Source organism: Atlanticothrix silvestris CENA357, from assembly GCF_016056295.1.
GTDB lineage: Bacteria > Cyanobacteriota > Cyanobacteriia > Cyanobacteriales > Nostocaceae > Atlanticothrix > Atlanticothrix silvestris.
Genome location: NZ_JAECZB010000084.1, coordinates 1 through 13,979, shown reverse-complemented (window position 1 = coordinate 13,979; position 13,979 = coordinate 1). Strand labels below are relative to the sequence as shown.

Annotated in this window: 8 protein-coding genes, 1 tRNA gene and 3 pseudogenes; 8 read left to right on the top strand and 4 right to left on the bottom strand. The window is 40.0% G+C overall.

Annotated features, from left to right (window positions below; genetic code table 11):
* Nucleotides 1-401: 401 nt before the first annotated feature.
* Entirely contained in the window at nt 402-2,804 is a 2,403-nt protein-coding gene (locus I8751_RS21430; RefSeq protein ID WP_214441127.1) for an EamA family transporter, read from the bottom strand.
* A 628-nt stretch (nt 2,805-3,432) separates the two neighbouring features.
* The gene (locus tag I8751_RS21425) at nt 3,433-4,695 is read right to left on the bottom strand and encodes an inorganic phosphate transporter (protein ID WP_214441126.1); all 1,263 of its coding nucleotides are present in this window, start codon (nt 4,693-4,695) and stop codon (nt 3,433-3,435) included.
* Nucleotides 4,696-4,943: 248 nt separating this feature from the next.
* Here I8751_RS21425 and I8751_RS21420 point away from each other — a divergent pair.
* Nucleotides 4,944-5,066: pseudogene (locus I8751_RS21420) on the top strand (IS1 family transposase); the annotation flags it as partial.
* Nucleotides 5,057-5,272 (top strand): annotated as a pseudogene (locus I8751_RS21415) (type V CRISPR-associated protein Cas12k); the annotation flags it as partial. The pseudogenes I8751_RS21420 and I8751_RS21415, both read left to right, overlap by 10 nt.
* 108 nt (nt 5,273-5,380) lie before the next feature.
* Here the strand turns inward: I8751_RS21415 and I8751_RS21410 are convergent.
* Nucleotides 5,381-5,454 (bottom strand) — tRNA-Val (locus I8751_RS21410).
* A gap of 80 nt (nt 5,455-5,534) precedes the next feature.
* Between I8751_RS21410 and argF the strand changes: the two genes are divergently transcribed.
* The 6 genes and pseudogenes from argF to I8751_RS21380 all read left to right on the top strand — a co-directional run.
* Nucleotides 5,535-6,455, top strand: a complete 921-nt coding sequence (argF, locus tag I8751_RS21405) for an ornithine carbamoyltransferase (protein ID WP_214441125.1) — start codon at nt 5,535-5,537, stop codon at nt 6,453-6,455.
* Between the two features lie 132 nt (nt 6,456-6,587).
* A complete protein-coding gene (lexA, locus tag I8751_RS21400; RefSeq protein ID WP_214441124.1) occupies nt 6,588-7,193 on the top strand; it encodes a transcriptional repressor LexA in 606 nt (201 codons plus the stop codon).
* Nucleotides 7,194-7,292: 99 nt separating this feature from the next.
* On the top strand, nt 7,293-8,777 hold the full coding sequence (locus I8751_RS21395) for a DNA phosphorothioation system restriction enzyme (protein WP_214441123.1): 1,485 nt from the start codon (nt 7,293-7,295) through the stop codon (nt 8,775-8,777).
* A 583-nt stretch (nt 8,778-9,360) separates the two neighbouring features.
* On the top strand, nt 9,361-9,534 hold the full coding sequence (locus I8751_RS21390) for a hypothetical protein (protein WP_214441122.1): 174 nt from the start codon (nt 9,361-9,363) through the stop codon (nt 9,532-9,534).
* The gene (locus I8751_RS21385; protein WP_214441121.1) at nt 9,531-11,606 is read left to right on the top strand and encodes an AAA family ATPase; all 2,076 of its coding nucleotides are present in this window, start codon (nt 9,531-9,533) and stop codon (nt 11,604-11,606) included. Before I8751_RS21390 ends, I8751_RS21385 begins: the two co-directional genes overlap by 4 nt.
* Before the next feature lie 304 nt (nt 11,607-11,910).
* Nucleotides 11,911-12,247, top strand: a pseudogene (locus I8751_RS21380) (transposase domain-containing protein); the annotation flags it as partial.
* A 176-nt stretch (nt 12,248-12,423) separates the two neighbouring features.
* Here I8751_RS21380 and I8751_RS21375 read toward each other — a convergent pair.
* Entirely contained in the window at nt 12,424-13,677 is a 1,254-nt protein-coding gene (locus tag I8751_RS21375; protein ID WP_214441120.1) for a glycosyltransferase family 4 protein, read from the bottom strand.
* Nucleotides 13,678-13,979: the final 302 nt, after the last annotated feature.

The following is a 13,979-nucleotide window of genomic DNA, read 5'->3' as shown; positions in this document are numbered from 1 at the left end:
TAGTATGATATTCCATTTTGGCGTTGTTTTTATCAATTTTGCATAAAGTCATGGATTTTTAAGCTTTTTTGCGTAGCATTTAAATAATTTAGACACAATCAAATATTAAGGTTTACTGATATTTCCCAAGATACCAGGAAGTAAAAAGCAAATTATCCTTCACCATCGGTAGGATGAATTAAGAAAGCTATTTTAAAAATAGAGATTATGGAATGAATAGATAAGACTAATTTTAATTCTGTATTGTAAATAACACTTTATGGAAATCTATTTGATATTTGAAAAAATTCAGTACACCTTATACCTATTTCCTATTTGACGAGATGGAATAAAAATCTAAAAGTTAAAAGTATAACCTTAAGAAATAAGGCTATACTTTTGCACTTGTTTCTATGGATCATTCAACTTTCTGAACTAGGTAACTTAACCTGATTTCGCATTTTTTCAAAGCTAAAAGCTGCTGCTCCAAAAGTTACGAACAACACTCCCAAAATTTGCATAAATTCTAAGGTTTCTTGAATCATCAAGCCTGCAAAGATTACGGTTAAAATGGGGACACCTGTACCGATAATCGCTGCCCGTGATGCACCTAATTTGCCAATGCCAATGTGATTGAATACATAGCTCAAGAGAGTCAGTACTCCCAGAATAAAGGCACTTAAAACAATTTCTAACAATTTAGATGGGTCAACTACTAGGCTCCAATCACTTGGTAAAGGTAGCATCAAAAAGATGAAACTTAACGCAAGCATGGTGGCGAAGTTAATTAAAGTAAAAGACACAGGATGTAATTTAGCAGCACATATTCGTGTCAAAATTACGTAGCAAGCAAAAGCCACCCCTGCAAAGATAGCGGTGATACTTCCCAAAGAAATATCAGCTATACCAGTGTTTACAGCACCCGCTAAAATCAGTAATTCACCACAAAAAATAGAGCCAATTGCCGCAGCGCGGAACATACCAGGGCGATCGCGGAACAATAACCACGAGAGAACTGCACTAACAAGTGGATAGACAAAGAAAAGCGCGATCGCCATTCCAGCCGCGACTTGACCAAGAGCAAAGTAAATTAGCACCTGAGACAAAAACAAAAAGCATCCACTGGCGATCGATAACTGGAAAATTCTCTGGTTTCTGCCATTACCAGAACCAGGATTACCACGAGTTGATCGCACCAGGTTTTGCAAGTCTTGCCATACTTGTGGATACATCATGGGCGCTAGAAGCACCATCAGGGGTACAACTACTAGCAACCTGAGCGTTAAAATCAACATAATATTACCCAAAGTCGCCGATATTAAGCGCTCCTCTACAACTCCAGCAATTTCATACCCCCTATGGAACATATCTTTGATAGCGACGTTGTAAAGCGATGACACCACCGTTGACAACACAACTAACAAGAAACCTATTTGGATTGGTGATAATGCTGAGGAGCTACGCGACTTTGGTGATGAGGGTGTTGCTTTCTGTTTGGGTGCTGGTGCAGAGTTAGTATTGCTTTGAGATAAATCTCTGTTGAGGACAGAAATCGGCTCTGTATTGTTTTTCTTGGATGTTAGAGATTTATTACCTTTCTCAGATAAATCTTTAGAAGTCAAAGAAATTGGCTCATTAACCTTTTCTCTGGTGAGTGACGATTCGATGCTACTCTGGGACAAATCCGGAGTAATTTTGGTAGCACTTTCTTTTAATGAAGAAAGAGTTCTTTTTGACAACTGCGGTGGTGTAGCAGGTGAAGATTCGCTATTTTTTTCGGCTAAATTCTTGGGGATCACAGAAGTTGGCTCAGCGTCATTTCCCTTGGTAGAGGAAAGCGTTATTTCTGACAACTGTGGTGGTGTAGCAGATGGAGACTCGCTACCAATTTCTGCTAAATCCTTGGGGATCACAGAAGTTGACTCGTTAAAGCTCCTCCTTTCCTCTTTTAACTTAGACTCAGTAGACGTTTTTTGCGGACTGTCTGGTTGTTGTTCGGTAGGTTGTAACACAGTAGATGGTGATACTTGTGTTACTTGAGGTTGCAATACAGTAGGCGGTGTTGTTTGTACTACTGGTTCAGCAGATAAGTTCAGTCTTGGAGAGCCAGTCGCTTGCAAAGAGAAGTCGTCAGGAGGGTTTCCCTCCAAGCGAACTTCGGGGGGTTCCCCCCGTTGTGCGAACTGGCGTGTCTCTTCAAGAGGAGCAACTTCGGGAGGTTCTGTGATTGTTTTAGTTAGTTGCTTACGCAGCTGACTAATTAACTCCTCTAAAATCGCTTCTCCTTCCTGCTGTTGTCCGTGCATCCGGGACAACTGTTGAGAAAAACTACTTTGATAGTTTTTTACTTCTTGTTGCAATGAGTTAAAGGCGATCGTGAGATTATCATCTAAAGTGCCAAGTAGTTTTTCTACATTCTTATTGTTCTCTTCTACGTAGTTAAAAGGAGTTTCGGCAGACTTTAGTACAGATCGTTCGTTGGAGTCTCTTTCTTTGGCTTGACTAGCTAAAGCCGTCAGTGATGATTGCAATTGCGAAGATATGTGTTTCGCCAAGGCTTCTGCTAACTGACGGATTAACACTTGCTGTTCGGTAATTTGCCGTACCTGTAACAAGTGTTCTTTTTCATCTATTAGCTGTTGAATATCCTCAGATAAACGACTTTTTTCCGTCTGAAGTTTCTTAATGTCTTCTTGCAACGATCGCAGTACATTCTGCTGGAGATGTTCCAAATCTTCCACAACAGCCCATAAAGCCGTTTCTGCGGATCTGGATAGGTCGCCTCTGACTCGCGGGGTGTCTGGTCGCTTCTCAAATCGTCCCATTAGTTTCTAACCTCTAATACATTGACGATAAAGCTGCTTCCCGTAAACTTTCTTGGCGCTGGTCATAATTTCCTGTATTTTGTCAAATAAACTAAAAGTCTTAACAGGACTTACGCATATCAACGTAATTCTGTCATGGCTAATACAAGGTTGGCAAAGTATATATTTTTTGCTTTACAGCTTACTATACTGTGTTCCCTTCAGCATTACAGAGCAATATTCCATCAGTCTGATTTCAAACATCGTCTCAAGTTAGATTTTCCGAGGAGAAAACATCTTAACCCAATATAAATACTTATTATTTTGGTAGCAATAGTAATTGTCAAAGACATACAAATACATGCATTGCTACTACACAATAGTCAAAGTTGTTAAAGCTATATGTAAATTTGTGGAGAATGTAACTTGTGTGAGAGTTTACATCTCTAATCAGGAACAAGCTAGCCAGCCGCAGAAATTCCAAATATTAATAGCCTTTATACAACATTTTAGTGAATTAACAGCCATCCTGCAAAAATACACTTTGGTTGCAGTGTTGTCGAAGTTCGTTTTTTACGGATAACGGATGCAGTAAAGAGGGAACATCAAAAACATATTAATTAGGATGCATACAGAATTGATATCAAAGTTAGAACATCTGGGCGATGCTAAAGATGGTAGCGCCCAGAACTGCACTTACGGGAACTGTAATTAGCCATGCAGCTGCAATACCTTGTAGAGTTTGGAATTTAATCGAATTGATATTTTGCACTAGTCCAATGCCAACTACACCACCGACGAGAGCATGAGAGGTAGAAACAGGTAAACCTAAGCGGGAAGCAATAAGGATAGTGGCGGCAGTTGCCAGTTCAGCGCAAAATCCACTACTAGGTTGCAAAAAAATGATGTTTTCACCAATAGTCGCAATGACTTTTTTACCCCAAATTGCTAAACCAGTAACAATGCCAGCGCCACCAAGGATTAAAATCCATAAGGGGATGTTGAAACCATTCGTAGGTACGCTACCAGTACGATTAATATAGACGATCGCAGCTAAAGGAGCGATCGCATTTCCTACATCATTAGAACCATGAGCGAAAGCTACAAAGCAAGCACTCAGCACTTGAAACCGAGCAAATAAGCGCTCAACTGAATTGGGGAGTGGGGAATTTGAAATTTCTCCACTTTCCACATCATCCAACTGTCGCCAACTGATCAAGGTCAGCCCAACCGCTGCGGCTGCACCTGTTAACAAAGGAATATCGTGAGCAGGTATGTTTAACTCAGTTTGCTCCTGAAAAAAATTGGTTAGTGGTTGAGTCAGCAAAGGCAGAACGATCACGCCAAACACCCCCAATAGAACCGCACTCAACCAGGGAATCCACTCTCGTAACTGTACTAATTGATTAGGTTGATCCAAAATCCAACGCTTGATTTGACTATAGAACAAAGCGGCAATAGCCCCACTGATAATCGGCGTTAAAATCCAGCCAATGGTAATCGATTTAATTGACGACCAATCAATCGCACCAACTCCCAAAGCTACCCAACTAAATCCTGCGATCGCACCGACAACCGCATGAGAAGAAGATACTGGCAAACCTCGTGAGGTAGCAATTTGCAGCCAAATGCCACACGACAGTAGCACTGTAAACATTCCAGTAACTAATATTTGGGGCGTAGCCGCAAATAAAGTAGGGTTAATAACTTCCGTCGCTAACGTTTCTGTTACCTCACGTCCAAACAGTACAGCACCCGTAAACTCTAATATTCCGGCAATAATAATTGCCTGTCTCAGAGTGATCGCTTTGGAACCTACAGAGGTTCCCATCGCATTGGCAACGTCGTTAGCTCCGAGATTCCAAGCGACGTAAAAGGCTAGTAGAGCAACTATAAGTAATGTAATGGTCATTTCAATGTTTGGGGAGAGGGGAGAGACCGTTCATAAGGGGCAGAGGGGCAGGGGAGCAGGGGAGCCTTTCAAGGGTAGGGTTTTCAGAATCTCAAAAATAGTTGAGGAAATTTTCAATTGTTTAACGTGGTTTGGTCGTTTCAGGATTTAAGTATCGGCTGAATTAGCCAAAAAATGACCAAATACAAAATACCTACCCTTGAGAGGGCTTAAATCCCCCGTCACAGACAGTCCCTGTTCCCCGTTAAGGCATTTTAGCCTGGGTTTTAGGAGACCATAGTGCTGAAACCTTTGAGCCATTATGGGAAATTGTTGAACAGTGGAAAAGCTATTTTTATGTGACCGATGGCTGGAAAGTTTACCCAAGTTTCCCATTTATCAAGGTCAATCTCATATTTTGGTAGGAGTAAGCTTGGGATTAGAAAAACTCGCCACCGTTGCTGTAGTGGATGCGATCGCAGACAAAGTTCTGGTTTACCAAAGTATCCATCAATTGCTGGGTAAAAATTACAATCTCCTAAACCGCCAGCACCGACAAAAACAATTTTTATCTCACCAACGCCATAAAGCACAGAAACATGAAGCTAACAGCCATTTAATTCGCTTGATGACAACAATTTGTCTCCTCTGACGACATTAATCTGTCATCGACGACAAATAATTAGTCACTGTACAACAAAAAAAATGGACGTAACTGGATTCGAACCAGTGACCTCTACGATGTCAACGTAGCGCTCTAACCAACTGAGCTATACGTCCTTAACCAACAATTTATGATTGTAGCATATATTTCTTTGAAAGGAAAAGAAATATATAATTGTTTTTTACAGATCACAAGCATGGCAGCATTGATCGGACGAGATTTATTAGGTTTGGCTGACCTCAGTCCAACAGAACTTCAAGAAGTCCTACAATTGGCAACTCAACTCAAATCAAAACAGCTAAAGTTGCGGTGTAATAAGGTATTGGGTTTGTTGTTCTCTAAAGCTTCCACTCGCACACGAGTAAGTTTTACTGTAGCGATGTATCAACTGGGTGGACAGGTAATTGATCTTAATCCTAATGTCACTCAAGTTAGTCGCGGAGAACCTGTGCAGGATACAGCGCGGGTGCTGGAACGATATTTAGACATTTTGGCAATTCGCACTTTTGCACAGCAGGAATTGGAAAGTTTTGCTCATTATGCCAAGATTCCTGTAATTAATGCGCTAACTGATTTGGAACATCCCTGTCAAATCTTAGCTGATTTATTGACAGTTCAAGAATGCTTTGGTAATCTTGCTGGCTTAACTTTAACTTACGTGGGTGATGGTAATAATGTAGCTAATTCCCTCATGCTGGGCTGTGCTTTGGTAGGGATGAATGTTAGAATTGCTACGCCTAATGGATATGAGCCTGATTCTGGGATTGTAGAACAAGCACGAGCGATCGCAGGCAATAAAACTGAAGTTCTCCTAACTCATGACCCAGAATTAGCAGCCAAAGGATCTAACGTACTTTACACCGATGTTTGGGCAAGTATGGGGCAAGAAACAGAAGCAGATGATCGCTTACCGATTTTTCAACCTTACCAAATTTCTGAGCAGTTATTAACTCTTGCTGATCCTGAAGCAATTGTTTTACACTGTTTACCAGCTCATCGCGGTGAAGAAATTACTGAGGCAGTTATCGAAGGTTCTCGCTCACGAGTTTGGGAACAAGCAGAAAATCGTTTACACGCCCAAAAAGCTTTACTTGTCAGCATTTTAGGCACAGATTAAAACTTCAATAAGGTAAAAGAGAAGCTGATACTCTTTCTTTTACCTTTAATATTTTTACTTTTATCTTGTTATGGGAGTTTTTTTGTAGTACTAATGTTCTATAGACATTTATATTTACCTCCCAACAAATTTATGGAAAGTCTAACACAAGCTCAACAAGAACTTTATGAATGGCTGGCAGAATACATTAAAATGCACCAACATTCGCCTTCTATTCGCCAAATGATGCAGGCGATGAACTTAAAATCACCAGCACCAATTCAAAGTCGTTTAGAACATTTACGCACCAAAGGATATATTGAATGGACTGAAGGTAAGGCGCGAACTATTCGGATTTTGCATCCTACTAAGCAAGGTATCCCGATTTTGGGCACAATCGCCGCTGGTGGTTTAATAGAACCGTTTACTGATGCTGTAGATCATTTAGATTTTTCTAATCTCACATTACCTGCTAAAACTTATGCTTTGCGGGTAACTGGCGATAGCATGATTGAAGATTTAATTGCTGATGGAGATGTAGTATTTCTGTTACCAGTACCAGAACCAGATCATCTAAAAAATGGCACCATTGTTGCTGCTAGAGTTGATGGATATGGCACTACATTAAAGCGTTTTTATCGAAACGGCGATCGCGTTACTCTAAAACCTGCTAATCGTAAGTACAATCCAATTGAAGTATCAGCTGTGCAAGTCCAGGTACAAGGTTCTCTTATAGGCGTTTGGCGTGATTACAACTGAAAAACAGTTAACAGTTAACAGTTAACAGGGAATAGAGGGAAATAGCCAATGCCCCATGCCTCATGCCTCATGCCCCATGCCCCATGCCCCATATAAAATATGTACCTGACACGAAATCCAGTGCAGCAACTACTGCCCTCTTTCCGGCTTAAATTACCATTTGCCAAAGAAAGTAAGGGTAGTTACCATACTCAACAACCATTACCAGGATGTCCAAGACTTCCTGCATCTCTGCAATTACGGCAATATCAGCGACAAGCTATTACCAATTGGTTTAGCAATAATGGCAGAGGCACGCTGAAAATGGCTACTGGTAGTGGTAAAACTATTACAGCATTAGCGATCGCTTGTGAACTTTACCAACAGATTAACTTACAAGTCTTGTTGGTGGTGTGTCCCTACCGTCATCTTGTCACCCAATGGGCACGAGAATGTGAAAAATTTAATTTGCAGCCTATCTTAGCCTTTGAAAATTTACGCACTTGGCAAAGTCAACTTTCTACGCAACTTTATAATCTGCGTTCTGGTTCTCAGCAATTTGTCACTGTGATTACCACCAATTCCACATTAATTGGAGATGGTTTTCAATCCCAACTCAAATATTTTCCCCCGAAGACTTTAATTATTGGCGATGAAGCGCATAATTTAGGCGCACCCAAATTAGAAGAAAGTTTACCGCGTCGGGTAGGGTTGCGGTTAGCTTTATCTGCTACCCCAGAAAGATATTTTGATGATGATGGCACTCAATCACTATTTGATTATTTTGGTTCAGTTTTGCAACCAGAGTTTACTTTGAGGGATGCTATCTCTCAAGGTGCTTTGGTGCATTATCTGTATTATCCAATTTTGGTGGAATTAACCGAAGCTGAGAGCATTGCTTATTTAAAACTAACGAAAAAGATCGGGCGATCGCTATTATATCGAGAACGGGAATATGGAGAAGCAAGAAACTTTGAAGATCATGAAGATTTAAAGCCATTATTGATGCAAAGAGCCAGATTAATTGGTGCAGCAGAAAATAAATTAAACGCTTTACGAGATTTAATGGCAACTCGCCGCGAAACCACTCATACGCTTTTTTATTGCAGCGATGGTTCACAAGAAGCAGGACAACGTTCATCCTTGCGTCAACTTAAAGCCGTTGCCAAAATTTTGGGGGTGGAATTGGGATATAGAGTCAGCACCTACACCGCCCATACTTCTTTAGACGAACGTGAAAACTTACGTCTTCAATTTGAAAGCGGTGGATTACAAGGTTTGGTGGCAATTCGCTGTTTAGATGAGGGAGTTGATATCCCAGCCATTCAAACTGCTGTGATATTATCTAGTTCTGGCAATCCTCGCCAATTCATTCAGCGGCGAGGACGAGTTTTGCGTCCTCATCTTAATAAAGAACGTGCCACCATCTTTGATATGATTGTTTTGCCGCCAGACTTAGATAGAGAAACTATAGAAGTCGAGCGCAATTTATTAAAAAAAGAATTGCGTCGTTTTGTCGAGTTCGCTGATTTAGCTGATAATGCTGGTGAAGCAAGAATGAAGTTACTAGCTTTACAAAAGCGTTATGGATTATTAGATATTTAAGAAGTAACAGCAGATGCATCTGTGGTTATACATGTTAAAATTAAAGCTTTTTGTAAACTTTTTTGATATTTGAGATTAAGGTCAGCTTTTATGAAAAGATAGTTTTTATAAAGTTTTTAATAATCGGATATTATTCAAATTTAAAATAACATGTATATTCCCATTATATTAATTTTAATATAACACAAAGACTGCTATTAATTTCTTAAAAATTTCAATAAAAATACTATCTCCTTGTGGGTAGAGTTTTGTTAGTGGTTAGTAGTAAAGCGAAAAGTCGAGCCAGTGCGGTCTTCTTCCTTTGGGAGAGGCTAGTGCCAAGGGGTCTCCCCCGAACTTTGCTCAACGGGGGGGAACCCCCGCACGCAGGTTCTCCCCAGAGAGCTTTTCTTTGAAGATGTTTTTAAGACCATCCACAAGGAAAGCAGGGGAGCAGAGGAGCAGGGGAAGCAAGAAGAATAACAACTGACCACTGACAACTAACCCGCGTAACGCAAGTAAAGTTCAGGCTAATAGTGGCTTTACTGATGTAAATGCAGCATTACAGACAGTTAAAATAGAAAAAAACTATTTAAAAATTGAAATGCCAGAAGAACTAAATATAGATGATGTACAGGAGCCAATTAACAGCGCTCCGCCGGAAGTACAACAAATCATTGAGCGAGTATGGAAACTAGAAAAAAGCAGGTTAGACAGAAAAAGCAAAGGTCATATTAATGATGATATTTTAGATATTGTGAAGGAAGCTGTACGATGAAGCTAACTTCAATTAAGTTGTGCAATTTTCGCTCTTTTTATGGTACAACGCCAGAGATGCTCCTAGCAGGGGGAGATACCCATAATACAACCATTATTCATGGTAATAATGGTGCTGGTAAAACCAGTCTGTTGAATGCATTCACTTGGGTATTATACGAAAAATTTAGCGCCGCTTTCGCATCGACAGAACAGTTAGTAAATAAACGAGCGATCGCAGAAACCCAAAGAGGACAAGCTGTAGAATGTTGGGTAGAAATTGGTTGGGAACATGAAGTAAATCGCTACCGAGTTAAACGTTCTTGTCGAGTTTACAAAAATGCCAATGAACTGGAAGCAGGAAAAACGCAGTTAACCATGTGGGTAAGCGGTGACGACGGTAAATGGAATTTACCAACTCAGCCCTCAGAAGATATCATTAATCAAATTTTACCCGCTAGTTTACATCAATATTTTTTCTTTGACGGTGAGCGAATTGAAGAAATTGTCCGTTCTGATAAAAAAGCAGAAATTGCCGAAGCTACAAAGATTTTTTTAGGCGTAGAAGTAATCGAACGTTCAATTACCCACTTAAGAGGAGCCAAAAAAAGTTTAGAAAACGAGTTGACAGCTATAGGAAACGCAGAAACTAAACAGTTGTTGCGTCAACAAGAAAAGTTAGAAAGAGAAATTGAAAGTATTACTAAACGGCAAACAGAAATTAAACAAGAACTAGAATATCAACAAACTTTTAAAAAAGAGACAAGTAACCGCTTGCGAGAACTCAGTGCGGCACAAGAATTACAAGAAAGACGACATAATTTAGAATCACAAAAAGAAGCCAGCAGGGAAGAACTAAAGAAAACCAGAGAAGCGCTGAAAAAAGTTATTTCTGCACGAGGTTATACAGTACTGTTAGCAGAAACTACAAATCAGTTCCGCTTAATTGTTGATGAATTAAAACAACGAGGTGAATTAACTTCAGGGATTTCGCGGGAATTTGTCAATGAATTGTTGAAAACTCAACGCTGTATTTGTGGTACAGATTTAAATGTAGGCAGTCATTCCCATGCTAATGTACAAGTTTGGCTAAATAGAGCAGGTTCATCGACAGTAGAAGAAACCGCAATTCGGATGAGCGCTCAAGTAGATGATATTGATAAGCAAGCAAAAGCATTTTGGCAAGAAGTTGATCGAGAACAAGCTAGAATTGAACAATTGAGGCAAACAATATCTCAAATTGAAACTGAACTAGATAGCATTCAAGAACGATTACGCAAAGATCCCAATGAAGAAATTAGCAGTTTACAAAAACGCCTAGATGAGATTGAAACTCAAATTGATGCTTTAAATAGAGAACAGGGTGCAAATCAGCAGCAAATTGCTCACTTAAAAACACAAATTGCTGCTTTGGGTAAACAAGTTGCTAAACAGAAATTGAATGAAGAAAAGCAAATGTTAGCACAACGACGCATCAACGCCACCCAAGATGCAATTGAAAGGTTAACAGAAGTCAAAAATCGTCAAGAAAAACAGTTTCGTCTGCAACTAGAAAAACGAGTGCAGGAGATATTCGCTGAAATTTCCTTTGCACCTTATATTCCAAAAATTAGTGACAAATATGAGTTGACGTTAGTAGAAAACACCGCAGGTATCGAAGCGCCAGTTGCAGCGTCCACCGGAGAAAATCAAATTTTGAGCTTGTCATTTATTGCCAGCATTATTGATAGAGTACGGGAATGGAGTGAAAAGCGAAAAATGATGATGATTCCCGATAGTAGCACCTTCCCTATTGTGATGGATTCGCCCTTTGGTAGTCTGGATGAAATTTCACGGCGACACATTGCTCAAACAATTCCGAAATTAGCGAATCAGTTAATTGTGTTAGTCACTAAGACTCAGTGGCGCGGTGAAGTCGAAGCGGAAATGACAGATAGAATTGGTAAAGAATATGTGCTTACCTATTATTCTTCAAAACCAGATTGCGAGCAGGATTATATTGAATTAAGGAAAGAAAGATATCCTTTGGTTAGGCAAAGCCCTAATGATTTTGAATATACAGAGATTATCGAAGTTGAACGAAATAGAAATTAACAGAAGCCATTGATAAACACCAGGCGATTGGAAATCGCGACTACACAAACAAAGTCCGCCTAGGGTGCATCCCAGTTTTTAAAATGCCCACAGGCTATAAGCCTGGGGCTACAAATACGAAGCCTGCCTTCGCAGGCTATAAACCAATACGGTTCAGTTAAGGCTCAAAGTTGTGTAAATTAAGGGTTGTAATCAACACTGAAAGTAAACTGTAGTGCATCTCAAAGATTTCTCGCTGTTGTCGCCAATAATACAAAGCCAGGAGTTGCTGAAAGCAATAGAGATAGCAATACCTGCAACTGCTATAGTTCAAGCACTCGCAACCACCAAAGCCAATGAAGAAAGAAATCGTTCTTTACCAGCACATTTGGTAGTTGGACTGGTGATAGCAATGAGTCTGTGGTCACGAGATTCGATGCGAGATGTACTCAAAAACTTAGTTGATGGTCTTTCTGTGGCATGGGTAAAAGTTGGGAAATATTGGCGAGTACCCTGTAAATCAGCAATTACACAAGCTCGACAAAGATTAGGAGCTAGGGTGATGAGCCAATTATTTCATCAGCTAGTAAAACCAATGGCAACGGATGAAACATTAGGAGCATTTTTGAATGGATTACGAGTGGTAGTAATCGATGGCAATACGGTTCAGTTAAAGCTAAAACTCTGTTATCCAAGTCAATTTTTTAACGAACCGCCAAGGCGCAGAGGACGCAGAGAGAAGAAAGAGAAGGAAAAAATTGGGTATTTATTGAAGTCTGTTCGCGCAGCGTGCGCCTTAGCGCAGGGCTATTTGCCGAAATTGGATGCACCCATATTTTCATTGTTGACTTCCCGGCAGAATTGACAAACTGTTAGGGAAAAATTCAGGTTTGTACACTGAACGATGTAAGGTTTTGCGCTTGGCTAGTTCTTTGCCTTTGCGACCTAGTTGTTCACGCAATTGCTGATCTTTGCATAGTTTTTTGAAAGCTTGAAAAACTTCATAGCCAGAGTTGGGATTCACTAAGATGCCGTTCTCTTCGTGGCGAACTATATCTATAATTGAGCCTAGACCAGAGGCAATCACAGGCTTACCAAAGTAACTTGCTTCTAAGTAGACCATACCAAAGCCTTCTACATTCCTGGCCTTGGTGTTTAATATAGTCAGCATGGCAAATATATCACAGGCTGCATAGTAACCTGCTAATTCGCGATCGCTTACATATCCAGCAAAATGGACTCGCTTGTCTACCCGCAAACGATGAGCCAGAGACTTGAGTTCAGATTCCGATGAACCTTGACCACAAATTATATAGTGAACATCCACCCCAATAGTTAGCAGTAATGGTAAATTCTCAATGACGCGATCAAAGTTTTTATGTTTTACCAAGCGTCCTACCGAAAGAATAACTACAGCTGTTTGCGGAATGTTGTAGGCTTGACGCAGGCTCAAGCGCAAATCATCTAAACCGCTTTGACTCGTTACCACGCCAAATTTTTCCGGTCTGACTACAGGATGAATAATATGGGTAGGAGTTCGGAGGCGGAAAGTATGTCTGAGATAATCTTGTGTACCAGAACTGTTACAAACAATTCCTTCGGCTCGTGTCAGCGTTAATTGAAATAGCGATCGCCACAAGGGATTTTGCGAAGCACTCAGAACATCGTTACCATGCAGGTAAATAAAAAAGCGTATGGGTAGGATATAGCTCAACAGCAACAACGCTGGAAACTCGTAGCCGTGACCCCATTCTATATAACGATAGTGATAACGAAAATAAAGTTTGATAGCTAGTACAAATGACCACACCAGATTGACAAAAGGCGTACAAAAATTTCCTATCAAACGACCTAGCCAGTATCTAGGGTTGGGCCAACGATAGACAGGAAACTGTTGAGCTTGGTCAAATACTTTATCACCTGCACAACCAGCAGCCAGAACAATTACTCGCTCTGGATCTTGAAGACAACGATTATATAGATATTCTCCAATTACAGCCTCTTTTGGTAAGAAAAGACTGGATATGACTAAAATATCCGGGGATGCAGTTTGATCTCTAATATTTGTTGCCAGTTGTGAGATATGTTCCATGTTAACTTCGATAAATTTAGTTTAAATAATTTGTAATTGTTTATACTGAAATTAAAATGAGCCAACAAAGTGTCAGTGTCACTTAATTTTTAGCCATTTGAATTACCCACTGTTTGTTGGCTTACTCAAGCCAAAGTTATCCATTAGTCTTGATATTGCTTTAGTTAATGCTCGGTGCTTAACAAAATTTAATCTGAAAATTTGTCAGCTATGTATCTAGATTTTCCTCTACTTGTATCATTTTAGCCAACAGTTACGTTATCGAAATCGATATTTTATATACTTATTCTTTAATTCAGATC